We start from the raw sequence: 21,930 nt of genomic DNA on the forward strand, positions 1-21,930 counted from the left end.
TCGGGCCCGCCGCGGCCTGCCGCATCATGGGACCCGCACGACCATCACGAGGAGAACCACCGCACATGCCCAGGCGTCAGGGGTATGCCCTGCTCATCGCCCTTGTGGCGGGCACCGCCGTGCTCGCCGCCGCCATCGCCTCCGCCACGGCCCTGCTCTCCGGCCCCCGGTCGTCGCCGCGCCCCCCGGCCGAGACGCGGGCGGCCGTGCGCAACCCGGTCGCGCCCGCCGTCTCGGGCGGCCACTGGGTCGCCACCTGGACCGCCGCGCCGGTCCGCGCCGAGCCCGGCACCGAGAACGGGCGGCCCGGTCACACCGTCCGCGACATCGTCCACACCAGCGTCGGCGGGGACGCCGCCCGCATCACGCTGTCGAACCTCTTCGGCAAGGCCCCGCTCGTCATCGACCAGGCCGCCGTCGCCTCCCGCCCGGTCACCTTCAAGGGGGCCTCCGCCGTCACCGTCGCCGCGGGCGGACGGGTCGTCAGCGACCCCGTCGCGGTGCCGGTGGCCCCCGACTCCCCGCTCCAGGTCAGCTTCCGCACCCCGCGGGCGGGCGGGCCGGTCACGTACCACCCCAACAGCCACCAGACGTCCTATCTGGTCGACCACCGGGGCGCCCGGAGCACCCCCCACTGGCGCTACCTCACCGCCGTCGACGTCCGCACCGACACCGCGCACGGCGCCGTCGTCACCCTCGGGGACTCCCTGACGGCGGGCAGCGGCTCCTCCACCGACGCCAACGCCCGCTGGCCCGACCGGCTCGCCGACCGGCTCGGCGGCCGGTACGGAGTGGCCAACGCGGGCATCTCCGGCAACCGGATCGCGGGCGTCGGCCGCGGCACCGGCGGCCAGTCCGGCATCGACCGGTTCGACCGCGACGTCCTGTCGGTCACCGGGGTCCGCACGGTCATCGTGGCGCTCGGCATCAACGACGTGCAGCAGCCGCCCCAGGAGACCGACCCCCAGCGCGTCGTGGACGGCCTGCGCTCCCTCGCCGAGCGGGCGCGCGCCCGCGGGCTGACGGTGATCGGCGCGACGCTCACCCCGTTCGAGGGCTTCCGCTCCTGGACGCCCGAGCGCAACGCCGTACGCCTGGCGGTCAACGAGCGGATACGGGCGGGCGAGGTCTTCGACGCGTACGTGGACTTCGACGCGGCGGTACGCGACCCCGCCGCACCGAACCGGCTCCGGCCCGCGTACGACTCCGGCGACCACCTGCACTTCAGCGACGAGGGCTACCGCGCGCTCGGCGACCGGGTGGACCTGAAGCTCCTGGACCGGGCGCGCGGCCCGCGCTCGGACATGCTGTGAGCCGCTGACCGGAGCGACCGGGCCGCGCGTCCCGCGCTCCGGGCGGAGCGGCCGTCAGGGCGCGGACTCGTACATCCTGGCGATCACGGACTCGATGTCGGGCTCCCGTACCGACAGGTCGACCAGCGGGTACGCCGCCGCGATCCGGGCCACCAGCGGGGCCGCCGACGCCGAGGCGGGGAAGGCCAGCCACTGGCGGGCGCCCTCCACCCGGACCGTCCGCACCCCCGGCACCGGTGGTGCACCGGTCTCCGACTCCAGGGAGATCGGGGGGAGTTCGCGCTCCAGGTCGACGACCAGGATCCGCTCGCTCCCACCCGCCTCGTGGAGGCCCGCCGGCGTACCGTCGTACACCAGGCGGCCGTGGTCGATCACCATGACCCGGCCGCACAACTGCTCGATGTCGGTGAGGTCGTGCGTCGTCAGCAGGACCGTCGTCCCGCGCTCCTCGTTCAACTCCGCGAGGAACCGGCGGACTCGGGTCTTGGAGATCACGTCGAGCCCGATCGTCGGCTCGTCCAGGTAGAGCACCTCCGGGTCGTGCAGCAGGGCCGCCGCGATGTCGCCGCGCATCCGCTGCCCCAGGGAGAGCTGCCGCACCGGCACGTCCAACAGCGCGCCCAGGTCGAGGAGTTCGACGCATCGGTCCAGGTTCTCCCGGTAGCGGCGGTCCGGGATGCGGTACATCCGGTGCATCAGCCGGTAGGAGTCGCGCAGCGGGAGGTCCCACCACAGCGTCGTCCGCTGCCCGAAGACGACGCCGATGCGGTGCGCCAGCCGGGTGCGCTCGCGCGAGGGGTCGATGCCCGCGACGCGCAGCCGGCCGCCGCTCGGGGTGAGGATGCCCGTCAGCATCTTGATCGTGGTCGACTTGCCGGCCCCGTTCGGCCCGATGTAGCCGACCATCTCGCCGCGCGCCACGCGGAAGCTGATCCCGTCGACCGCCCGCACCTCGTGCCGCTCGCGGCGCAGCAGGCCCGCGCGGCGGCGGACCCGGAAGACCTTCTCCACGCCGTCCAGCTCGATGAAGCCCCCGTCGGCGCGCGGGCCCGCCGCCGCGAAGGGCGTGCCCGTCCCCGTGCCCGTCCCCGTGTCCGTGCCGTCGTCCATGCCCGTCCCCTCCGCCGTCGTCCCCGTCTCCCGGCCGCTCAACTGCCCGTGCTCCGGTACGCCCGCAGCCCCGCCCGCCAGGCGAGGCCCGCCAGCGCCCAGCAGCCCGCCGCCACCAGCGGCGGCAGGAACGCCACCCACCGCGGCAGGTCCACCGGGTACTCCCGCCCCAGCACGTACAGCGCGGGCAGCCAGCTCACGAAGGCCAGCGGCACCACGAACGTCACGCCGCGCACCAGGTCCTTCGCGAAGATCGTCGGCGGGTACTGGAGCAGCGTGGTCCCGCCGTACGTGAAGGAGTTCTGCACCTCCGAGGCGTCCTGCGCGACGAACTGGAAGGCCGCGCCCGCCACGAACACCGCCCCGAAGATGGCCGCACCGCTCAGCACCATCAGGGGCAGCATCGCCGCCTTCAGCGGCGTCCACGCGATGTCCAGGGACACCAGCGCGTAGCCGAGCACCAGCAGCCCCTGGGTGACCCGGCCGAGCCGGCGCAGCGCGAACCGGTCCGCCGCCACCTGCGCCAGCACCGGGGCCGGCCGCACCAGCAGGGTGTCCAGCGTGCCGTCCCGCACCCGCCGGCCCAGCCGGTCCATCGACCCCAGCAGCAGGTCGCAGAGCCCGAACGCCGTCGCCGACACCCCGTACAGCAGCGCGATCTCCGGCAGGGTGTAGCCGCCCAACGCGTCGACGTGCGAGAACATCAGCAGGATCGCGACGAAGTCGAAGCCGGTGACGGCGAGGTTCCCGAGCGTCGTCATCACGAACGAGGCCCGGTAGGCCATCGTCGAGCGCACCCACATCGCCACGATCAGCCCGTACGCCCGGACGCCCTCCAGCAGGCGGGACCGCCGCGGGAACGGGACCGCCGCCCGTCCGGCGGCCGGCTCCCGCCCGGCCCGGTCGGCCACCGCGCTCTCAGCCACCCTGCACCACCACCCTCCTGGTCGCCGCGGTCTGCACCAGCCGGCCCGCCAGCAGCAGCGCCGCCGCCCAGCCGCCCTGGAAGGCGTACGCCCTCACCAGCCCCCACCCCGTGTGCTCGCCCAGGAACACGTCGGCCGGGATCTGGAGCAGCGACGACCACGGCAGGGCCCGCGCCACCTCGCCCAGCGCTCCGGGGAAGAGGTTCAGCGGCAGCAGCATCCCGGAGAAGAACAGCCCGGCCAGCCAGGCGATCTGCGCCGCCCCCGTCCCGTCCAGCAGCCAGAAGGCGCAGAGCGCGACCAGGTAGCGCACCGCGAAGCTGACGACCACGCCCAGCAGCACCGAGAGGAGGAACGCCGGCCAGGTCCACGGGGAGCCGGGCAGCGCCAGGTCGAAGGCGAGCGCCCCGAGGACCATCGGCGCGATGCCCCGGCCCAGCAGGTGGAAGGCCGCCCGGCCCAGGTCCTGGGCGAGCCACCACGCCTGGAGGTCGACGGGGCGGTACAGGTCGACGGCGATGTCCCCGGTGCGGATGCGCTCCATCAGCTCGTCCTCGAAGCCGCCGCCCATCATGGCGCAGGTCATCAGCAGGGCCTGGCCGAGCCAGACGTAGGTGAGCGCCTGCGCGGTGTCGTAGCCGCCGAGCTGCGGGCGTTCGTTCCACAGGGCGATGTAGGCGTACGCCATGATGAAGCCGAAGACGGTGTTGGTGAAGACGCCCGCCGCCGTCGCCGTCCGGTACGTGGCATGGCGCCGGAACCCGCCCGCCGCCACCACCGCGTAGAGCCGCACGCCGCCCCCTCTCCCCCGCCGCCACCGGCCCCCGCCGCCAAAGGGCAAGACCCTAGTGCGCGCCCGCGGGCCGCCGCGACCGGATTTCCGGCGGGCGGCCGGGGGCGATCGGGTCGACCGGGCGAGGCGATCGGAGGAGATCCCGAGGGTTTTGCCCGGAAATGGGCACTATGAGGACACTGTCCACGCCCGAGGAGCCCCACCGACATGAGCGACGAGCCAGAGAACTGGGCCCCCCGCGATCCCTCGGACGCGGCGGACGCGCACGCGGACGACCGGGAGGAGCCGTCCGCCGCACCGCGGAAGCGCCGGCGCACCGGCTGGCGGCGCGCCGTCCCGACCTGGCGGACGGCCCTCGGCTCCGTGCTGGGCCTCGCCGTCCTGGTCATCGGCGGGTTCGCCGTCGGGTACCGGCTCGTCGACATCCCGGCGGCCAACGCCGCCGCCACCGCCCAGTCCAACGTCTACCTCTACGCGGACGGCAGCGTCATCGCCCGCGACGGCGACGTCAACCGGGAGAAGGTGCGGCTCTCCCAGGTCCCGACGACCGTCCGGCACGCCGTGCTCGCCGCCGAGGACCGCGACTTCTACTCGCAGCACGCCGTGGACGTGAAGGCGATGGTCCGGGCCGGCTGGAACACCGTGACCGGCAAGGGCAAGCAGGGCGGCTCGACCATCACCCAGCAGTACGTCAAGAACTACTACCTCGGCCAGGAGCGGACCGTTCCGCGCAAGGCCAAGGAGTTCTTCATCGCGATCAAGCTCGACCGCGAGCAGAGCAAGGACCAGATCCTGGAGGGCTACCTCAACACCAGCTACTTCGGCCGCAACGCCTACGGCGTCCAGGCCGCCGCCCAGGCGTACTACGGCAAGAACGTCGAGGACCTCACCACCGCCGAGGGCGCGTACCTCGCCTCCCTGCTCAACGCGCCCAGCGCCTACGACGTGGTCACCCGCCCCGGCAGCAGGGACGCGGCGCTGCGCCGCTGGAACTACGTCCTGGACGGCATGGTCGAGGAAGGCTGGCTGGACGCCGCCGAACGGAGGACGACCGCGTTCCCCACACCGGGCGAGGCCAAGCCGCCCAACGGGCTCTCCGGGCAGCGGGGCTACCTGGTCCAGGCCGTCGAGGACCACCTCGACCAGCGCGGCATCCTCGACGGGAAGACCCTCGCCACCGGCGGCTACCGCATCACCACCACCCTCGTCCGGGCCAAGCAGGAGGCCCTGGTCGAGGCGGTCGACGCCAACGTCATGGCGAAGACCAGCGACGAGCGCGAGGCGGACCGCAACGTCCGCGTCGGGGGCGCGTCGATCGTCCCGGCCACCGGCGAGGTCGTCGCCCTGTACGGCGGCGTCGACTTCACCCGGCAGTACGTGAGCAACGCGACCCGCCGCGACTACCAGGTCGGCTCCACCTTCAAGCCGTTCGTCCTGACGGCCGCCGTCGTCCACGGCTCCACCACGCGGGACGGCCGGCGCATCACCCCGGACACCGTCTACGACGGGACCAACGAACGCCCGGTCGTCGGCCCACGGGGCTCCACCGGGTACGCCCCCGCCAACGAGGACGACGTCGACTACGGCTCCATCACCGTGAGCACGGCCACCGACAAGTCCGTCAACGCCGTCTACGCCCAGATGGCCCAGGACGTCGGCCCCGCCAAGGTCCGGCAGACCGCGATCGCCCTCGGCATCCCCGCCGACACCCCCGACCTCACCGCGTCGCCCTCCATCGCGCTCGGCCCCGCCAACGCCAGCGTCCTGGACATGGCCGAGGCGTACGCCACCCTCGCCGACCACGGCCGGCACGGGCGGCACGTCCTCGTCGAGAGGATCACCAAGGACGGCGCGGAGATCGAGCTGCCCGACCGCAGGACCGTGCAGGCCGTCAGCCGCGAGGCCGCCGACACCACCACCTCGGTCCTGCGCGGCGTCGTCGAGGGCGGCACCGCCACGGCGGCCCAGGCGGCGGGCCGCCCCGCCGCGGGCAAGACCGGCACCGCCGAGGAGGACCGGGCCGCCTGGTTCGCCGGGTACACCCCCGACCTGGCGACCGTCATCGCCGTGATGGGCCAGAACCCCGACACCGGGGCGCAGACCCCGCTGTACGGGGCCCTCGGGCTGCCCCGCGTCAACGGCGGCGGGGCCCCCGCCGAGACCTGGGCCGCCTACACGGAGGCGGCGCTGCGCTCCTCACCGGTGCGGGAGTTCGACCTGCGCCCGGCGCCCGGCTCCGAGGAGGGGGTGGAGCCGCCGGTGGACGAGGACCCCGACAGCCGCACGGACCCGTCCGCGCCCGCCGCCACCCGTACCGGGGCGCCCCCGAGCGACCGGGACGGCGGCTCCACGGGCGGCACCGCCTCCCCGGACGGCGACCGGCGGCCGGACCGCGAGGGCGCAGAGGTTTCGGGCGGCGGGGCGGACGGCGGCACGAGCGGCGGGGCGGACGGCGCCGGCGGCTCGCCGGCCCCCTCCCCCGCCCCTCAGTGACCGGAGGTCGCCTTCAGGCCGACCACGGCCACCAGCAGCAGGCAGACGAAGAAGATCCGGGCGGCGGTCACCGGCTCGTTCAGCACGACCATGCCCAGGATCGCCGCGCCGGCCGCGCCGATGCCGACCCACACGCCGTACGCCGTGCCGATCGGCAGCGTCTTCGCCGCGTGCGACAGCAGCACCATGCTCGCCACGATCCCGAGACCGGTGAACACGCTCGGCCACAGCCGGGTGAACCCCTCGGTGTACTTCATCCCGATCGACCAGCCCACTTCCAGCAGACCGGCGACGACCAGCAGCACCCACGCCATGACAGAACCTCCGACGACGACTCGCGGACAGATGCGGATGCGTCGTCTTTGCCAACCCGGTACGGCGCGTCTCGTCGGGGTGGCCCCACCGTAGCAAAGCAGGGGAAGGGGCCCGGTGACAGCGGTCACCGGGCCCTCGGGGACCACGGGCGGGGGGGAGGGGCTAGAGGTAGAGCCCGGTCGAGTCCACCGAGCCCTCGAACCGGTCCGCCGCCACCGCGTGCAGGTCCCGCTCCCGCATCAGGACGTACGCCACGCCCCGCACCTCGACCTCGGCGCGGTCCTCGGGGTCGTACAGCACGCGGTCGCCGGGCTCGACCGTCCGCACGTTCTGCCCGACCGCGACCACCACGGCCCAGGCGAGGCGGCGGCCCACCGCGGCCGTCGCCGGGATCAGGATGCCGCCGCCGGAACGCCGCTCGCCCTCGGAGGCGTCGTTGCGCACCAGCACCCGGTCGTGGAGCATCCGGATGGGCAGCTTGTCGTCGCGGGTGGGGGCGCCGGCGGTGTCGTGGGTGTTCTCGCTCACGCCCGCAACCTACCTGGCCCGCCCCGGACGGCCCGCCTCCGGGTGGGCGTCCCTCATGTGCTGCGGCGCCGGGAGACGGTGAGCAGCCCCACCACCCCGACCAGGAGCAGCGCCGCGGGGATCACCCGCTCCAGCCGCGGCGAGCCGTCCTCCGCGACGAACCGCGCCTTCACGTCCGAGACCGAACGGTTCACCGCGACGAAGGCACGGCCTGCCGTACGGTCCACCGTCTGGGCCGCCTTCGCCTTCGCGTCCCCGATGATCGTCTTCGGGTGTACCCGCACCCCGATCTCGTCGAGCACCACAGCGAGCTTCTCGCGCCTGCTGATGATGTCCGCCTCGATCTGCGCAGGGGTCCTGGCATCCGACACTGCGCCGCCTCCGTGGTCGTCGTCCGTAAACCTTCATCGACAGTCTGTCAGCTCAACCCCCGGCGCACCCGGCGGCACCCCTATTACGCTCGGTCCCGTCCGACCCGTGCGCCACCCGAGGAGAACCCATGAGCGAGCGACTGAAGCCCGGCGACACCGCTCCCGCCTTCACCCTTCCCGACGCCGACGGCAAAGAGGTGTCGCTCGCGGACCACAGGGGCCGCAAGGTCATCGTCTACTTCTACCCGGCGGCGCTTACCCCCGGATGCACTAAGCAGGCCTGCGATTTCACGGACAACCTCGACCTGCTCGCCGAGGCCGGGTACGACGTCATCGGCGTATCGCCCGACAAGCCGGAGAAGCTCGCGAAGTTCCGCGACGCCGAGAGCCTCAAGGTGACGCTGGTGGGCGACCCCGCCAAGGAGACCCTGGCGGCGTACGGCGCGTTCGGCGAGAAGAAGCTGTACGGCAAGGTGGTGACGGGCGTCATCCGCTCCACGGTCGTCGTCGACGAGGAGGGCAAGGTCGAGCACGCGTTCTACAACGTGAAGGCGACCGGGCATGTCGCCAAGATCATCAGGGACCTGGGCATCTGACCCCCGGCCCGCCGGGCCCCCTCCCGTCCCTCCCCCGCTTCCGGACCGCATAAGGACCGTGTGAGGGACGTCGCATCGGGCCATGGAGTCGGTTTGCGGCCGCCATGACTGCGCAGAAGCCTTTCCTGGAACACCCTGCGAGGAAAGGAACCGGCCATGGCGGCCTCCGACCCCCACCAGGCGGCCGACCCCGAAGCGGTCAAACGCCACCCCATGCTCTTCCGGGCCATCCGCAAGCGCCAGAACCCGCGGCTGCGCCGGACGGACATCACGGTCACGGACGACGCCGCGGTCAAGCGGGCCGTCAAGGCCGCCTCTCTGGGCAACGCTATGGAGTGGTTCGACTTCGGCATCTACTCCTACCTGGCCGTCACCATCGGGCACGTCTTCTTCCCGTCCGGGAACGAGACGACCCAGCTCCTCTCCTCCTTCGCGACCTTCGCGGTGGCCTTCCTCGTACGGCCGCTGGGCGGGATGTTCTTCGGCCCGATGGGCGACAGGCTCGGGCGCAAGAAGGTCCTCGCGCTCACGATGATCCTGATGGCCGTGGGCACGTTCGCCATCGGCCTGATCCCCTCGCACGCCACGATCGGCGTCTGGGCCCCCGTCCTGCTGATCGTGTTCCGGATGCTCCAGGGCTTCTCGACGGGCGGCGAGTACGGCGGCGCCTCGACGTTCATCGCCGAGTACGCCCCCGACAAGCGGCGCGGCTTCTTCGGCAGCTTCCTGGAGTTCGGCACCCTGGCCGGCTACGTCGGCGCGGCGGGCCTGGTGACGGCCCTGTACGCGATCCTGGACACCGGGCAGATGGAGTCCTGGGGGTGGAGGATCCCGTTCCTCGTCGCGGGCCCGCTGGGCCTGGTCGGCCTCTACCTGCGGCTGCGCCTGGACGAGACCCCGGCCTTCCAGAAGCTGGAGGGCGGCACCGCGCACGCCTCCGAGGCGGCGGACGGCGTGGAGTCCACCGCCAAGGGCGACCTGGCGAAGATCTTCCGGCTCCACTGGCCGACGCTGATCCTCTGCATCTGCCTCGTCGGCGCGTACAACATCACCGACTACATGCTGCTGTCGTACATGCCGACGTACCTCTCCGACGAGCTCGGCTACAGCGAGACCCACGGGCTGCTGATCCTGCTGGCCGTGATGGTGTTCCTGATGCTGATCATCAGCCAGGTCGGCAAGCTCTCCGACCGCTTCGGCCGCAAGCCGCTGCTGATGACGGGGATGCTGGGCTTCCTGTTCCTGTCGCTGCCCTCGTTCCTGCTCATCCGGATCGACGGCGTCCTGCCCATCACCGCCGGGATGCTCATGCTCGGCCTCTCCCTCGTCTGTATGCTCGGCACGATGTCGGCGGCGCTCCCGGCCCTGTTCCCGACGAACGTGCGCTACGGGTCGCTCTCGGTCGGCTACAACCTCTCCGCCTCGATCTTCGGCGGGACGACGCCGCTGGTGATCACGGCCCTGATCAGTTGGACCGGCTCCAACCTGATGCCCGCCTACTACGCGATGGCGGCCGCGCTGGTCGGTGTGATCGCGGTGGCGTGCATGAAGGAGACCGCCCAGCAGCCGCTGGCCGGCTCGCCGCCGTCGGTCGAGACCGACGAGGAGGCGGCGGAGCTGGTCCAGGCGCAGTCGCCCGACCCCAAGTTCTGAAGCCCGCCCGGCTGCCCGGTCACCCGGAGGACGCGGGGCGCCGGGCGCCGCACAACTCACCGGACCGACGCCGCCTCCCCTTGTAGACTGCCGGGGACGCGCGAGTGCTGGAATTGGTGAGACAGGCTGGTTTTAGGTACCAGTGTCCTAGTGGCGTGAGGGTTCGAGTCCCTCCTCGCGCACCGAGACGGAAGGCCCGGCCCCGCTGGACGGGGGCCGGGCCTTCGGCTGTCGCGGGGCGGCCCCTACCCCACCAGCTCCCGCACCACCGGCGCGAGCGCCCGGAACGCCTGGCCCCGGTGGCTGATCGCGTTCTTCTCCGCCGGGGTCAGCTCGGCGCAGGTGCGCGTCTCGCCCTCGGGCTGGAGGATCGGGTCGTAGCCGAAGCCGTTCGCACCGGCGGGGGCGCGGCGCAGCGCGCCCCGCAGGCGGCCCTCGACGACGCGCTCGGCGCCGTCGGGCAGGGCGAGGGCGGCGGCGCAGGCGAAGTGGGCGGCGCGGTGCTCGTCCGCGATGTCGCCGAGCTGGGCCAGCAGCAGGTTCAGGTTGGCGGTGTCGTCGCCGTGGACGCCGGACCAGCGGGCCGAGAAGATGCCGGGCGCGCCGCCCAGGACGTCCACGCAGAGGCCGGAGTCGTCGGCGACGGCCGGCAGGCCGGTGGCGCGGGCCAGGGCGCGGGCCTTGAGGAGCGCGTTCTCGGCGAAGGTGGTGCCGGTCTCCTTGACGTCGGGGATCTCGGGGTACGCGTCCGCGCCGACGAGTTCGAGGTCGAGCCCGGCGTCGGCGAGGATGGCGTGGAGTTCGGTGATTTTCCCCGCGTTGCGGGTGGCGAGGATCAGGCGCTTCATGGCCCGATTATCGCCGGGCCGCCGCGGGGGCCCGGCGACGCCCCCGCGGTGCGGCCCGCCGTGCCGGTCAGGGGCTGCAGACCTTGCCGATCTCGGCGGCCGCGTCGGTCACCGGGGTGATGTCGGGGGTGGCGTCGCCGCCCTCGACGGACCGGCGCACGTTGCTGACGCCCGTCTGGAGGTCGTCGACGGCCTTGGCGAGGTCGGCGTTGTCCGTGGTGTCGTCGAGCTTCTTCAGCTCCCGGTCGATCTCGTCCAGGGACTCGGAGGCTCGGGTGACGTCCTCGGAGGCGCCGGAGACGGCTTCCTGGAGCTTGCCGACGCTGGTGGCGATGGCGTCGGCGGTGCGGACGCAGTCGAGGGCCTTGTCGAGTCCGGCGCAGCCCGCCGCGGTGGTGGCGGCGAGCACGGCGGCGGCGGTGGCGAGTGCGAGACGTTGGCGGCGCGAGGCCATGGTGCGGTCCCCCTGGGGTCGTTGCGCGGACGGGCGCACGGTTCGATCCGTGCGCCCGTATCCCTCACGACGCTCTGCGGTGCGTCCGTGGTTGCTCCCTACCCCGGCGGAGGCGGGGTTCACGCCTCCCGCGTACGGGCGAGCGCCTCGGTCTGGAGGGCGGCGAGGTCCACGCACCCGGCCGTGGCGAGGTCGAGAAGCGCGCCGAGTTCCGCGCGGTCGAAGGGCGCGCCCTCGGCGGTGCCCTGGACCTCGACGAAGCGGCCGTCGCCGGTGCAGACGACGTTCATGTCGGTCTCGGCGCGCACGTCCTCCTCGTAGCAGAGGTCCAGGAGCGGGACGCCGTCGACGATGCCGACGCTGACGGCGGCGACGGTGCCGGTCAGCGGCTTGCGCCCGGCCTTGACGAGCTTCCTGCCCTGCGCCCAGGCGACGGCGTCGGCGAGGGCGACGTACGCGCCGGTGACGGCGGCGGTGCGGGTGCCGCCGTCGGCCTGGAGGACGTCGCAGTCCAGGACGACGGTGTTCTCGCCGAGCGCCTTGTAGTCGATGACGGCGCGCAGGGAACGGCCGATGAGACGGCTGATCTCGTGGGTGCGCCCACCGATCCTGCCGCGCACGGCTTCGCGGTCGCCGCGGGTGTTGGTGGCGCGGGGGAGCATGGAGTACTCGGCGGTGACCCAGCCCTCGCCGCTGCCCTTGCGCCAGCGCGGGACGCCTTCGGTGACGGAGGCGGTGCAGAGTACGCGGGTGTCGCCGAAGGAGATGAGGACGGAGCCTTCGGCGTGCTTGCTCCAGCCGCGTTCGATGGTGACGGGGCGGAGCTGTTCGGGGGTGCGGCCGTCGATGCGAGACATGGGCCCGACTGTATCCGTTGGCGGGGTCGGCTCCGTTCGGGTGCGGCGGGCGGCCGTCCGGGTGAGGAGCCGTGCGGTACGGGCGCGGGGGCGGGCGGTCCGGTGGGCGCGTCCGGCTCCGGACATGCCGCAGGCCCCGCCCACCGGTGGGGTGCGCGGGGCCTGCGGGGTGCGGGGCCCTCAAAGCGGGTCCGCGGGGTCCGGCGGGGTTCAGCCGGTCACATCATGTCTTCGATGTCGGCGGCGATGGGGTCCGCGTCGGTGCCGATGACGACCTGGATCGCGGTGCCCATCTTGACGACGCCGTGGGCGCCGGCGGCCTTCAGGGCGGCCTCGTCGACCTTGCTGGGGTCGTGGACCTCGGTGCGGAGGCGGGTGATGCAGCCTTCGATCTCGTCGATGTTGTCGATGCCGCCGAGCCCGGCGACGATCTTCTCAGCCTTGGTGGCCATGTCCTTCTCCCTGGTTTCGCGCGCAGACGGCCGCCCGCTGCGGTTCCGTTTCGTCACGGTAACGCACGGTTGGCCCAACTTCGCAGGCGGGTAACCGGATAATCCCGAAGGATGACGGTCACCGGCCCCCTGCCTTCGGGAGGGCTCCGAAGCGTGACGCGACTGGTCTACACCAGTTTGCAACGACCGCCAAACGCGACCTGTTCCGGGAGGACGCCGATGAGTGCGAACACCGCTGCGGCCTCGCAGCGTAAATGGTGGAACGGCCCGATCCAAGGCCTCCAGAAGATCGGGCGCAGTCTGCAGCTCCCGGTGGCCGTCCTCCCGGCGGCCGGCCTGCTGGTCAGCCTGGGGAACCTGTTCGACTCCTACCTGCACGGGGCCTTCTGGGAGAAGACCTCCGCGGTCCTCCTCAACGGCGGCACCGCGATCCTCGACGGCGAGGTCGGCCTGCCGCTGCTGTTCTGCATCGGCGTGGCCATCGGCTTCGCGAAGAAGGCGGACGGCTCGACCGCGCTGGCGGCCGTGGTGGGCTTCCTGGTCTACCGGGGCGTCCTCGCGGCGTTCCCCATGGACGGCACGGTGACCGACGAACTGCCCGCGGGCGAGCCGCAGAACCCCGGCGTGCTGGGCGGCATCCTCATCGGGCTGCTGACCGCCGTGGTCTGGCAGCGCTACCACCGCACCAAGCTGGTGGACTGGCTCGGCTTCTTCAACGGACGACGCCTGGTGCCGATCCTGATGGCCTTCCTCTGCGTCGTCCTCGGCGTGCTGTTCGGGCTGCTGTGGCAGCCGGTGGGCGACGGGCTGACCTGGTTCTCCAAGCAGTTGATCGACCTCGGCTCCTGGGGGGCCGCGATCTTCGGCTTCGCCAACCGGCTGCTGATCCCGATCGGGATGCACCAGTTCCTGAACACGTTCTTCTGGTTCCAGGCGGGCGAGTTCACCGGGGCGGACGGCGCGGCGGTGCAGGGCGACATCTCACGGTTCTTCGCCGGGGACCCGTCGGCGGGCCAGTTCACCTCCGGCTTCTTCCCGATCATGATGTTCGGGCTGCCCGCCGCGGCCCTGGCCATCACCCACACCGCGCGGCCCGAACGCCGCAAGGAGGTGGCGGGCCTGATGGTCTCGGTGGCGCTGACGTCGTTCGTGACGGGGGTGACCGAGCCGCTGGAGTTCTCGTTCATGTTCGTCGCGCCGCTGCTGTACGGGGTGCACGCGGTGCTCACCGGGGCCTCGATGGGCATCACCTGGCTGCTGGGGGTGCACGCGGGGTTCAGCTTCTCGGCGGGGCTGATCGACTACGTCGTCAACTGGCACCTGGACACCAAGCCCTGGCTGATCATCCCGATCGGCGCGGGCTTCGCGGTGGTCTACTACGCGGTCTTCCGCTTCGCGATCACCAAGTTCGACCTGAAGACTCCGGGGCGGGAGCCGGAGGAGGTCGAGAAGGAGATCGAGCAGGACCTCACCAAGTAGCGCGCCGGGTCCGCCGACCCGCCCGCACCCCCACTCCAGGCCCTCGGACCGCACGGTCCGGGGGCCTACCCCTGTCACCGAACGTGCCAGGTCCACTACTGTAACAATGGGGAAATTGAAGGTTCCTTATCTAACCCCCACCGTGCTAAAACTGGTCTACACCACTGAGTGGTCCAGACCACGGCGCTCTGCCGCGTCTGGCGAGTCCGCCGCCTCCCCGCATCAATGACCCTGGGCGGCACCGTGCCCCAATGGAGGATGTTGATGACCACGGCTGAGACCGCGCCCGCGGCCGAGAAGAAGAAGGGCGCCGGCGTGATGGCCGTCATGCAGCGCATCGGCCGCAGCCTCATGCTGCCGGTCGCCGTGCTGCCGGCCGCCGCGCTCCTGGTCCGCCTCGGCAACGGGGACATGCTGGGCCGCGAGTCGTTCCCGACCTTCATAACCAAGCTCGCCGGCTACATGTCCGCGGGCGGCAACGCGATCCTCGACAACATGGCGCTGCTGTTCGCCGTCGGCATCGCGATCGGCTTCGCCAAGAAGTCGGACGGCTCCACCGCGCTGGCCGCCGTCACCGGTTACCTGGTCTTCCAGCGGGTGCTCGCCACCTTCACGGACAGCAACCTGCCCCAGGTCGCCAGCGTCGCCGACGGCAAGATCGTGATGAACGACGCCCCGGTCAACGCCGGCGTCCTCGGCGGTGTCGTGATGGGCATCGTCGTGGCCCTGCTCTACCAGAAGTTCTACCGGACGAAGCTGCCCGACTGGGCCGGCTTCTTCAGCGGCCGCCGCCTGGTGCCGATCCTCTCCGCCTTCGCGGGCCTGCTCATCGGCATCGTCTTCGGTCTGATCTGGCCCATCCTCGGCACGGGCCTGCACAACTTCGGTGAGTGGCTGGTCGGTTCCGGCGCGGTGGGCGCGGGCATCTTCGGTGTCGCCAACCGTGCGCTGATCCCGGTCGGGATGCACCACCTGCTGAACTCCTTCCCGTGGTTCCAGGCGGGCGAGTACAACGGCGCCCACGGCGACATCGCCCGCTTCCTCGCCGGCGACCCCGAGGCCGGCCAGTTCATGACGGGCTTCTTCCCGATCATGATGTTCGCCCTCCCGGCGGCCTGCCTCGCGATCGTCCACTGCGCCCGCCCCGAGCGCCGCAAGGTCGTCGGCGGCATGATGTTCTCCCTCGCGCTCACCTCGTTCGTCACCGGCGTGACCGAGCCGATCGAGTTCACGTTCATGTTCGTCGCCCCGGTGCTGTACGCGATCCACGCGGTGCTGACCGGTGTGTCGATGGCCCTGACCTGGGCGCTCGGCATGAAGGACGGCTTCGGCTTCTCGGCCGGCCTCGTCGACTTCCTGCTGAACCTGGGCATCGCGTCGAAGCCCTGGCTGCTGGTCCTGGTCGGCCTCTGCTTCGCGGCGGTCTACTACGTGGTCTTCCGCTTCGCGATCACCAAGTTCAACCTGCCGACTCCGGGACGGGAGTCGGACGAGGAGCTCGCCGAGCTGCTCAAGGCCGAGGCGAAGTAGCCCCGCCGCACCCGCACGACGAAGCCCCCGTTTCCCCGAAGGACGTCCTTCGCGGAAACGGGGGCTTCGTCGTGCGTCCGGCCGTCAGACCTCGTACACCGCGCCCGGCGCGGCCAGCTCCACCGGGCCCGGATAGACGGCGCGGGCGTCGGCGGCGTTGCGCTCGGCGTCGGTCCACGGCGGGATGTGGGTGAGCACGAGCCGGCGGGCCCCGGCGCGGGCGGCCGCCTCCCCGGCCTCGCGGCCGTTGAGGTGCAGGTCCGGGATGTCTTCCTTGCCGTCGACGAACGACGCCTCGCACAGGAACAGGTCCACGCCCTCCGCCAACTCCTCCAGCGCCGAACAGACCCCCGTGTCCCCGGAGTAGGCGAGGCTCGCGCCGCCGTGCTCGATGCGGATGCCGAAGGTGTCGACGGGGTGGCGGAGCTTCTCCGTACGGACCGCGAAGGGGCCGATCTCGCAGGAGCCGGAGGTCAGCGTGTGGAAGTCGAACACCTCGCTCATCGCCCGGTCCGAGGGGGTGTCGCCGTGGGCGGCGATCAGGCGCTGCTCGGTGCCCTCGGGCCCGTAGACCGGGATCGGCACGGGGCGGGCCCCGTCATGGCGGTAGTAGCGCACGACGAAGTACGCGCACATGTCGACGCAGTGGTCGGCGTGCAGATGGCTGAGGAAGATCGCGTCGAGGTCGTAGAGACCGACGTGGCGCTGCAACTCGCCGAGGGCGCCGTTGCCCATGTCGAGGAGCAGCCGGAAGCCGTCGGCCTCTACGAGGTAGCTCGAGCAGGCCGAACCCGTGGACGGGAACGAGCCGGAGCAACCGACGACGGTGAGCTTCATGGAGCGTGAACCTCCGGGGCATGGGACGGGGAGGGTTCGTGCATGACTGCCGGAACGTTTTGCGGTTCGTCGAGCGTAAGGCGCACACCTGCGGGCCGCTCCTCCGCCGCCTGCCGTTGTGGGGCAACTCACCTGCTCTGTCACCGGTTCGATGGAAGCGCGCCGGGCCCCGGTACGGTCGGGGGATGAACACGTTCTGGTGGGCGGCCCTGGTCGCCGTGGTCCTGCTGGCGCTGGTCGCCGCGGTGGTGGACGGGCGCGGGCGGTCGGACCGGGGCCCCCGGTCGCGGCGGCCGGCGGCACGGACCCGGCCGCCGGGGCGGCCATCCGGCCCCGCGGGCCCGGCCGGGCGCGGCGACGGGCGCACGCCGAGGGCCGGCGAGGTGTGGTGGGCCGACGTGCCGTACGAGGACGGGCCCGGCTCCAAGGACCGGCCGTGCCTGGTGCTCTCGGTACGGGGGCGGGGCCGGCGGCGCACCGTGCTGGTCGCCAAGATCACCAGCAGGCTCCACGAGGGGCGGCCCGGAGTGATCGCGCTCCCCGCCGGCACGGTGGGCGACCAGCGGGGGCGGCAGAGCTTCCTGGAGACGGACGAGCTGCGGGAGGTGCCGCTGGGCGGGTTCCGGCGGCGGGCCGGGACCGTGGACCCGCAGGTGTGGGAGCGGGTGCGGGGGCTGGGAGCGGGCTGAGGGGCGGGGCCGTCCGGCGCCCCCGCTCGACCGCGCCCCTCAGCCCCGCCCCTCGGCCGCCGGTGCGCCGGGCTCGGGGCTCAGGCCCAGAGCTGGCCCTGCAGCGTCTCGATCGCGGCCTCGGTCGTGGGAGCGGTGTAGACGCCCGTGGACAGGTACTTCCAGCCGCCGTCCGCGACGACGAAGACGATGTCGGCGCTCTCCCCCGCCTTGACGGCCTTGGCGCCCGTGCCGATGGCGGCGTGGAGGGCCGCGCCGGTGGAGACGCCCGCGAAGATGCCCTCCCGCTGGAGGAGTTCGCGGGTGCGGGTGACCGCGTCGGCGGACCCGACGGAGTAGCGCGTGGTGAGGACCGAGGCGTCGTACAGCTCGGGGACGAACCCCTCGTCGAGGTTGCGCAGGCCGTAGACGAGGTCGTCGTAGCGGGGCTCGGCGGCGACGATGTGGATGCCGGGGCGGTGCTCGCGGAGGTAGCGGCCGACGCCCATGAGGGTGCCGGTGGTGCCGAGGCCCGCGACGAAGTGCGTGATGGAGGGGAGGTCGGCGAGGATCTCCGGCCCGGTGGTGGCGTAGTGGGCGCCCGCGTTGTCCGGGTTGCCGTACTGGTAGAGCATCACCCAGTCGGGGTGCTCGGCCGCCAGCTCCTTGGCGACCCGGACGGCGGTGTTGGAGCCGCCCGCCGCCGGGGAGGAGATGATCTCCGCCCCCCACATGGCGAGCAGGTCGCGCCGCTCCTGCGAGGTGTTCTCCGGCATGACGCACACGATGCGGTAGCCCTTGAGCTTGGCCGCCATGGCGAGCGAGATGCCGGTGTTGCCGCTGGTGGGCTCCAGGATGGTGCAACCGGGCGTCAGCCGGCCGTCCTTCTCCGCCTGTTCGACCATGTGGAGCGCGGGGCGGTCCTTGATCGAGCCGGTGGGGTTGCGGTCCTCCAGCTTGGCCCATATGCGGACGTCCTCGGAGGGCGACAGCCGCGGCAGGCGGACGAGGGGGGTGTTCCCCACGGCCGCCAGCGGGGAGTCGTACCGCATCAGCGCATTCCGCCGGCGACGGCCGGGAGGATGGTGACGTTGTCGCCGTCGTTGAGCTTGGTGCTGATGCCGTCGAGGAAGCGGACGTCCTCGTCGTTGAGGTAGACGTTGACGAAGCGGCGCAACTGCTCGCCGTCGACGATGCGCTCACGGATGCCGGTGTGGCGGCTCTCCAGGTCGGCGAAGAGGTCGGCGAGGGTCTCCCCGGTGCCTTCGACGGCCTTGGCGCCGTCGGTGTAGGTGCGGAGGATGGTCGGGATGCGGACCTCGATGGCCATGGCGTGGGCTCCTGTCGAAAGCGGGGAGGTGGCGTGGGGCGCGCGTTCTCGCCCCCGCGCGGGGGTGGTGCGGGCGGACGGGCGCGCGGACCGCGGCTCAGGCCGTGCGGTGCGCGGGCAGGCCGCGGGCGGGACAGATGGCGCTCGCGAGCCGGCACAGGTCGACGTGCAGCCGCGCGACGAGCGGCGTGCCCGGCGTCGTGTCGCTCACGTCAGGGGGAACCATGCGGGCATCGTATCGATTCCCGGCCCGGAAACCCGAGTGTCGTCCCACATCGCGGATGCCGAGCGACCACTATGCGGACACATGGGGGCGGGCGCGGCCCTCGGGGAGGTAGACGACGGTGGGTGCGCCGGTCTTCGGATGGGCGCTGACCTCGGCGGCGACGCCGTACACCTCGTGCAGCAGGTCGGCGGTGAGGACGTCCGCGGGGGCCCCGGAGGCGACGACCCGTCCGCCCTGGAGGACGTAGAGGCGGTCGCAGTAGTACGCGGCGAGGTTCAGGTCGTGCAGCGCGAGGAGGTTGGTGGCGCCCAGCCCGCGGACGAGGGACAGGATCTCCAGTTGGTAGCGGATGTCCAGGTGGTTGGTCGGCTCGTCCAGGACCACCAGGGAGGGCTGCTGGACGAGGGCGCGCGCGACCAGGGCCCGCTGCCGTTCGCCGCCGGAGAGGGAGGCGAAGGCGCGGGGGGCGAGCGCGGCGATGCCGACCCGCTCCAGGGCCGCGGCGACCAGGTCGGCGTCGGCGGCGGTGTCCGCCTCCCAGAACCGCTTGTGCGGGGCGCGGCCCATCGCGACGACCTGGCCCACGGTCAGCTCGAACCCGGCGTGGCCGTCCTGCGGGACGGTGGCGATGCGGCGGGCGCGGGCCTTCACCGGGAGCGCGGCGAGGTCGTCGCCGTCGAGCAGGACCCGGCCGTGGGTGGGGCGCAGGGCGCCGTAGACGCAGCGCAGGAGGGTGGTCTTGCCGCTGCCGTTGGGGCCGACGAGGCCGACGGTCTCGCCGTCGGCGGCGGTGAGGTCGACCGCGTCGACGAGGTGGCGCCCCTCGCCGGTCCCGTACGAGAGGTGCTCGGTGCGCAGGGTGGTCACGGGCGGGCTCCCCGGCGGGCGGTGGGGGTCATGCGGGGGCTCCTTCGGAGCGGCGGCGGAGCATCCAGAGGAAGAACGGGCCGCCGGTCAGCGCGGTGAGGACGCCGACCGGGACGTCCTGCGGGGCGGCGACCGTCCGGGCGGCCAGGTCCGCGACGACCAGGAAGACCGCGCCGCCGAGCGCGACGACGGGCAGGAGCGCGCGGTGGGAGGCCCCGACCGCCATCCGCGCCATGTGCGGGACCATCAGGCCGACGAAGCCGATCGCCCCGCTGTACGCGACGAGCGCGCCGGTCATCAGGGAGGCGAGGACGAAGACGGCGGCCCGGAAGCGCGCGGTGTCCAGGCCGAGGACGGTCGCGCCCTCCTCCCCGACGAGGAGCAGGTCGAGCGGGCGGGCGAGGGTCAGCAGGACCGCCGTGCCGGCGACCAGGACGGCGGCGGGCAGCGCGAGCATGTCCCAGCGGGCCGAGCCGAGGCCGCCGAGGGTCCAGTAGAGGACTTCCTGGAGGTGGTCGGCGCGGGCGGAGGTGACGAGGACCAGGCTGGTCAGGGCGGACAGGATGTAGGAGACGGCGACGCCGGCGAGGACGAGCCGGTTGGTGGTGAGGCCGCCGTCGCCGCGCGCCAGGGCGTAGACGAGCAGCAGCGAGAGCAGCGCGCCGGCGAAGGCGGCGGCGGGGATCGTGACGGTGGTGGCGAGCGAGGCCCCGATGCCGAGGACGATCACCGCCACCGCCCCGGCGGAGGCCCCGGAGGAGACGCCGAGGAGGAACGGGTCGGCCAGCGGGTTGCGGACGAGGGCCTGGAGGACGGCCCCGACGACGGCGAGCCCGGCGCCGACGACGATGCCGAGCAGGACGCGGGGCAGCCGGACGTCCAGGACGATCGTGCGGAAGGGGCTCGCGCCGGCCCGGCCCGTCAGGATGTCGAGGACCTGGCCGGGCGGGATGCGTACGGAGCCGAGGGCGAGGGCGGCGAGCACGGCGGCGGCGAGGAGCGCGGCGAGGACGCCGAGCACCAGGGTGTAGCGCAGCAGCCGCCGCGGTGCGGGGGTGCGGCAGGTCACGACGGGGTGGCCGCCCGGTCCGCCGCGGGGTGGAGTTGGGCGGCGAGCTTGCCGACGGCGGCGGGGACGCGGACGCCGAGGACCGCGTCGGAGAGCGGGAGGACCGCGAAGCGCTTGTTCCGGATCGCGGGGACGTCGGCGAGGGCCGGGTCGTCCAGGAGGCGCTTCTTCTTCTGGGCGACGGTGGTGGCGCCGTAGTCGTAGATCAGGATGGCCTCGGGCTTGCGGGCGACCACGTTCTCCCAGGAGGCGTCGCCGAAGGGCTTGTCGAGGTCGGCGAAGACGTTCGTGCCGCCGGCCCGCTCGATCAGCTCGTTGCCGATGCCCTTGCCGCCCGCGGTGAACGCGGTCTTGTCGCCGCTGTCGTAGACGAAGACGGAGACGGGGTCGAGGCCGGCCAGCTTCTCGGCGGTGGCGGCGTTGTCGGCCTCGGCCCGCTCGATCCACGCCTCGGCGCGGTCGGGGACGCCGAAGGTGCGCCCGACCTCGCGGACCTCCTCGTAGAGGGCGTCCATCGGGTCGCCGCCGGTGGCGCAGCTCTCGGTGTTGAGCCGGGTGTCGATGCCGGACTCGGCGAGCGCTTCGCGGCCGCGGCCCTCGTTGGCGGCGAAGGCGCTGGCGTAGCCGCCGTAGACGAAGTCGGGGTCGGCGGCGAGGACCTGCTCGTAGGAGGGGTACTCCTCGGCGAGGACGGGGACGGAGGCGTAGTCCTTCGCGTACTTCGGCAGCACCTCGTCGTCGAGGTAGGCGGTGCCGACGAGGGACGCGGCCAGCCCCAGCTCCAGCATGATCTCGGTGACGTGCTGGTTCATGGTGACGACGCGCTTCGGCGGGGCCTGGTACGTGGTGGTGACGCCGCAGTTGGCGACGGTGTACGGGAAGCCGCGGCCCGCCGCCTCCGCCCGGTCCCCGCCGCCGGCGGCGCCGGTCGGGGTGGAGCAGGCGGTGAGGGCGAGGGGGAGCAGCACGGCGGCTATGAGCGCGCGGGTGCGCCGGGACATGGCGTGGCCTCTCCGGGGGATTTCCGCGTCCCCTGGTCGGTGCGGGAAAGGCGGCGGGCCAGTTCCTGACTCCCGGACCCCCTCCGGCGCGGTCGTCCCGCGGGAGGGGGTCCGGTCACAGTGGCGGGACCGTGCCGGACTCTCACCGGCTTCCTGGCGCCTGCCGCCTTGATCGGGTCTGGGGTGCAGTGTGCCAGACGGGCGCGGGCGCGGC

At 72.8% G+C, this 21,930-nt stretch carries 24 protein-coding genes, 1 tRNA gene and 2 riboswitches; of the genes, 8 read left to right on the forward strand and 17 right to left on the reverse strand.

Translation table 11 applies throughout. From position 1 onward, the window contains the following. Positions 1-65: 65 nt before the first annotated feature. Positions 66-1,313 carry an SGNH/GDSL hydrolase family protein gene (locus ACZ6EJ_RS07660; RefSeq protein WP_469265231.1) on the forward strand — a complete coding sequence of 416 codons (1,248 nt, stop codon included), beginning with the start codon at positions 66-68 and terminating at the stop codon, positions 1,311-1,313. A gap of 54 nt (positions 1,314-1,367) precedes the next feature. Here the strand turns inward: ACZ6EJ_RS07660 and ACZ6EJ_RS07665 are convergent, their stop codons facing one another. From ACZ6EJ_RS07665 to ACZ6EJ_RS07675, 3 genes are read right to left on the reverse strand one after another with little or no spacing between them, the layout of a single operon-like run. Beyond that, a complete protein-coding gene (locus tag ACZ6EJ_RS07665; RefSeq protein ID WP_469265232.1) occupies positions 1,368-2,423 on the reverse strand; it encodes an ABC transporter ATP-binding protein in 1,056 nt (351 codons plus the stop codon). 38 nt (positions 2,424-2,461) lie between these two features. Next, entirely contained in the window at positions 2,462-3,349 is an 888-nt protein-coding gene (locus ACZ6EJ_RS07670) for an ABC transporter permease (RefSeq protein WP_469265233.1), read from the reverse strand. Then, on the reverse strand, positions 3,342-4,142 hold the full coding sequence (locus tag ACZ6EJ_RS07675; protein WP_469265234.1) for an ABC transporter permease: 801 nt from the start codon (positions 4,140-4,142) through the stop codon (positions 3,342-3,344). The genes ACZ6EJ_RS07670 and ACZ6EJ_RS07675 overlap by 8 nt, the downstream gene beginning before the upstream one ends. A 207-nt stretch (positions 4,143-4,349) precedes the next feature. On the opposite strand from ACZ6EJ_RS07675, the gene ACZ6EJ_RS07680 reads away from it, so the two are divergent. Then, positions 4,350-6,635: a transglycosylase domain-containing protein gene (locus ACZ6EJ_RS07680; protein ID WP_469265235.1), complete on the forward strand. Its 2,286-nt coding sequence runs from the start codon at positions 4,350-4,352 to the stop codon at positions 6,633-6,635. Here ACZ6EJ_RS07680 and ACZ6EJ_RS07685 read toward each other — a convergent pair. From ACZ6EJ_RS07685 to ACZ6EJ_RS07695, 3 genes are all read right to left on the reverse strand, one after another. Beyond that, on the reverse strand, positions 6,629-6,949 hold the full coding sequence (locus ACZ6EJ_RS07685) for a DMT family transporter (RefSeq protein ID WP_006124859.1): 321 nt from the start codon (positions 6,947-6,949) through the stop codon (positions 6,629-6,631). The two genes, ACZ6EJ_RS07680 and ACZ6EJ_RS07685, sit on opposite strands and share 7 nt — an antisense overlap. 36 nt (positions 6,950-6,985) lie before the next feature. Continuing rightward, positions 6,986-7,049, reverse strand: a riboswitch (guanidine-III (ykkC-III) riboswitch). Positions 7,050-7,112: 63 nt separating this feature from the next. Continuing rightward, positions 7,113-7,478 (reverse strand): GroES family chaperonin, encoded by a 366-nt coding sequence (locus ACZ6EJ_RS07690; RefSeq protein WP_469265236.1) that lies wholly within the window; start codon positions 7,476-7,478, stop codon positions 7,113-7,115. A 53-nt stretch (positions 7,479-7,531) separates the two neighbouring features. Continuing rightward, positions 7,532-7,849, reverse strand: a complete 318-nt coding sequence (locus ACZ6EJ_RS07695; protein WP_469265237.1) for a DUF3618 domain-containing protein — start codon at positions 7,847-7,849, stop codon at positions 7,532-7,534. A gap of 128 nt (positions 7,850-7,977) precedes the next feature. Here ACZ6EJ_RS07695 and bcp point away from each other — a divergent pair, with 128 nt between their 5' ends. From bcp to ACZ6EJ_RS07710, 3 genes are all read left to right on the forward strand, one after another. Next, a complete protein-coding gene (bcp, locus tag ACZ6EJ_RS07700) occupies positions 7,978-8,445 on the forward strand; it encodes a thioredoxin-dependent thiol peroxidase (RefSeq protein WP_469265238.1) in 468 nt (155 codons plus the stop codon). Positions 8,446-8,601: 156 nt separating this feature from the next. Then, positions 8,602-10,098, forward strand: coding sequence for a glycine betaine/L-proline transporter ProP (proP, locus tag ACZ6EJ_RS07705; protein WP_469265239.1), 1,497 nt, complete (start codon positions 8,602-8,604; stop codon positions 10,096-10,098). 98 nt (positions 10,099-10,196) lie between these two features. Beyond that, a tRNA-Leu gene (locus ACZ6EJ_RS07710) sits at positions 10,197-10,280 on the forward strand. 63 nt (positions 10,281-10,343) lie between these two features. Here ACZ6EJ_RS07710 and rdgB read toward each other — a convergent pair. From rdgB to ACZ6EJ_RS07730, 4 genes are all read right to left on the reverse strand, one after another. Then, complete coding sequence (rdgB, locus tag ACZ6EJ_RS07715) at positions 10,344-10,946, reverse strand: RdgB/HAM1 family non-canonical purine NTP pyrophosphatase (RefSeq protein ID WP_469265240.1); 603 nt, start codon at positions 10,944-10,946, stop codon at positions 10,344-10,346. 67 nt (positions 10,947-11,013) lie between these two features. Then, a complete protein-coding gene (locus ACZ6EJ_RS07720; RefSeq protein ID WP_469265241.1) occupies positions 11,014-11,400 on the reverse strand; it encodes a hypothetical protein in 387 nt (128 codons plus the stop codon). A gap of 119 nt (positions 11,401-11,519) precedes the next feature. After that, positions 11,520-12,257 carry a ribonuclease PH gene (gene rph, locus ACZ6EJ_RS07725; protein WP_469265242.1) on the reverse strand — a complete coding sequence of 246 codons (738 nt, stop codon included), beginning with the start codon at positions 12,255-12,257 and terminating at the stop codon, positions 11,520-11,522. 218 nt (positions 12,258-12,475) lie between these two features. After that, a complete protein-coding gene (locus ACZ6EJ_RS07730) occupies positions 12,476-12,766 on the reverse strand; it encodes a PTS sugar transporter subunit IIB (protein WP_392945985.1) in 291 nt (96 codons plus the stop codon). Positions 12,767-12,928: 162 nt separating this feature from the next. Between ACZ6EJ_RS07730 and ACZ6EJ_RS07735 the strand changes: the two genes are divergently transcribed. After that, positions 12,929-14,188: a PTS transporter subunit EIIC gene (locus tag ACZ6EJ_RS07735; protein WP_469265243.1), complete on the forward strand. Its 1,260-nt coding sequence runs from the start codon at positions 12,929-12,931 to the stop codon at positions 14,186-14,188. Positions 14,189-14,452: 264 nt separating this feature from the next. Next, complete coding sequence (locus tag ACZ6EJ_RS07740) at positions 14,453-15,718, forward strand: PTS transporter subunit EIIC (protein ID WP_469265244.1); 1,266 nt, start codon at positions 14,453-14,455, stop codon at positions 15,716-15,718. A gap of 84 nt (positions 15,719-15,802) precedes the next feature. On the opposite strand, the gene ACZ6EJ_RS07745 is transcribed toward ACZ6EJ_RS07740, so the two are convergent. Continuing rightward, positions 15,803-16,555: an MBL fold metallo-hydrolase gene (locus ACZ6EJ_RS07745; protein WP_469265245.1), complete on the reverse strand. Its 753-nt coding sequence runs from the start codon at positions 16,553-16,555 to the stop codon at positions 15,803-15,805. Between the two features lie 185 nt (positions 16,556-16,740). Between ACZ6EJ_RS07745 and ACZ6EJ_RS07750 the strand changes: the two genes are divergently transcribed. Beyond that, positions 16,741-17,244 carry a type II toxin-antitoxin system PemK/MazF family toxin gene (locus tag ACZ6EJ_RS07750; RefSeq protein WP_469265246.1) on the forward strand — a complete coding sequence of 168 codons (504 nt, stop codon included), beginning with the start codon at positions 16,741-16,743 and terminating at the stop codon, positions 17,242-17,244. A gap of 80 nt (positions 17,245-17,324) precedes the next feature. Here the strand turns inward: ACZ6EJ_RS07750 and ACZ6EJ_RS07755 are convergent, their stop codons facing one another. The 6 genes from ACZ6EJ_RS07755 to ACZ6EJ_RS07780 all read right to left on the reverse strand — a co-directional run bounded on the left by ACZ6EJ_RS07755 (position 17,325) and on the right by ACZ6EJ_RS07780 (position 21,716). Continuing rightward, complete coding sequence (locus ACZ6EJ_RS07755; protein ID WP_469265247.1) at positions 17,325-18,275, reverse strand: PLP-dependent cysteine synthase family protein; 951 nt, start codon at positions 18,273-18,275, stop codon at positions 17,325-17,327. Next, a complete protein-coding gene (locus ACZ6EJ_RS07760; protein WP_469265248.1) occupies positions 18,275-18,553 on the reverse strand; it encodes a MoaD/ThiS family protein in 279 nt (92 codons plus the stop codon). Before ACZ6EJ_RS07760 ends, ACZ6EJ_RS07755 begins: the two co-directional genes overlap by 1 nt. Positions 18,554-18,650: 97 nt before the next feature. Further along, positions 18,651-18,779, reverse strand: a complete 129-nt coding sequence (locus ACZ6EJ_RS07765) for a putative leader peptide (protein WP_469265249.1) — start codon at positions 18,777-18,779, stop codon at positions 18,651-18,653. Positions 18,780-18,848: 69 nt separating this feature from the next. Then, complete coding sequence (locus ACZ6EJ_RS07770; RefSeq protein WP_469265250.1) at positions 18,849-19,646, reverse strand: ABC transporter ATP-binding protein; 798 nt, start codon at positions 19,644-19,646, stop codon at positions 18,849-18,851. 28 nt (positions 19,647-19,674) lie between these two features. Beyond that, positions 19,675-20,715: a FecCD family ABC transporter permease gene (locus ACZ6EJ_RS07775; RefSeq protein WP_469265251.1), complete on the reverse strand. Its 1,041-nt coding sequence runs from the start codon at positions 20,713-20,715 to the stop codon at positions 19,675-19,677. Next, entirely contained in the window at positions 20,712-21,716 is a 1,005-nt protein-coding gene (locus ACZ6EJ_RS07780) for an ABC transporter substrate-binding protein (protein WP_469265252.1), read from the reverse strand. The genes ACZ6EJ_RS07775 and ACZ6EJ_RS07780 overlap by 4 nt, the downstream gene beginning before the upstream one ends. Positions 21,717-21,755: 39 nt before the next feature. Beyond that, positions 21,756-21,895, reverse strand: a riboswitch (cobalamin riboswitch). Positions 21,896-21,930 lie beyond the last annotated feature (35 nt).

The organism is Streptomyces sp. NPDC041970 (assembly GCF_055588985.1).

What these genes read in the sequence shown, in the direction of transcription:
- ACZ6EJ_RS07740 (WP_469265244.1), top strand. Translation starts at nt 14,453, where the DNA reads ATGACCACGGCTGAGACCGCGCCCGCGGCCGAGAAGAAGAAGGGCGCC.
- proP (WP_469265239.1), top strand. Translation starts at nt 8,602, where the DNA reads ATGGCGGCCTCCGACCCCCACCAGGCGGCCGACCCCGAAGCGGTCAAA.
- ACZ6EJ_RS07765 (WP_469265249.1), bottom strand. Translation starts at nt 18,779, where the DNA reads ATGGTTCCCCCTGACGTGAGCGACACGACGCCGGGCACGCCGCTCGTC.
- ACZ6EJ_RS07745 (WP_469265245.1), bottom strand. Translation starts at nt 16,555, where the DNA reads ATGAAGCTCACCGTCGTCGGTTGCTCCGGCTCGTTCCCGTCCACGGGT.
- ACZ6EJ_RS07750 (WP_469265246.1), top strand. Translation starts at nt 16,741, where the DNA reads ATGAACACGTTCTGGTGGGCGGCCCTGGTCGCCGTGGTCCTGCTGGCG.
- ACZ6EJ_RS07735 (WP_469265243.1), top strand. Translation starts at nt 12,929, where the DNA reads ATGAGTGCGAACACCGCTGCGGCCTCGCAGCGTAAATGGTGGAACGGC.
- ACZ6EJ_RS07660 (WP_469265231.1), top strand. Translation starts at nt 66, where the DNA reads ATGCCCAGGCGTCAGGGGTATGCCCTGCTCATCGCCCTTGTGGCGGGC.
- ACZ6EJ_RS07665 (WP_469265232.1), bottom strand. Translation starts at nt 2,423, where the DNA reads ATGGACGACGGCACGGACACGGGGACGGGCACGGGGACGGGCACGCCC.
- ACZ6EJ_RS07685 (WP_006124859.1), bottom strand. Translation starts at nt 6,949, where the DNA reads ATGGCGTGGGTGCTGCTGGTCGTCGCCGGTCTGCTGGAAGTGGGCTGG.
- rdgB (WP_469265240.1), bottom strand. Translation starts at nt 10,946, where the DNA reads ATGAAGCGCCTGATCCTCGCCACCCGCAACGCGGGGAAAATCACCGAA.
- ACZ6EJ_RS07720 (WP_469265241.1), bottom strand. Translation starts at nt 11,400, where the DNA reads ATGGCCTCGCGCCGCCAACGTCTCGCACTCGCCACCGCCGCCGCCGTG.
- ACZ6EJ_RS07760 (WP_469265248.1), bottom strand. Translation starts at nt 18,553, where the DNA reads ATGGCCATCGAGGTCCGCATCCCGACCATCCTCCGCACCTACACCGAC.
- ACZ6EJ_RS07680 (WP_469265235.1), top strand. Translation starts at nt 4,350, where the DNA reads ATGAGCGACGAGCCAGAGAACTGGGCCCCCCGCGATCCCTCGGACGCG.
- bcp (WP_469265238.1), top strand. Translation starts at nt 7,978, where the DNA reads ATGAGCGAGCGACTGAAGCCCGGCGACACCGCTCCCGCCTTCACCCTT.
- ACZ6EJ_RS07755 (WP_469265247.1), bottom strand. Translation starts at nt 18,275, where the DNA reads ATGCGGTACGACTCCCCGCTGGCGGCCGTGGGGAACACCCCCCTCGTC.
- ACZ6EJ_RS07780 (WP_469265252.1), bottom strand. Translation starts at nt 21,716, where the DNA reads ATGTCCCGGCGCACCCGCGCGCTCATAGCCGCCGTGCTGCTCCCCCTC.
- rph (WP_469265242.1), bottom strand. Translation starts at nt 12,257, where the DNA reads ATGTCTCGCATCGACGGCCGCACCCCCGAACAGCTCCGCCCCGTCACC.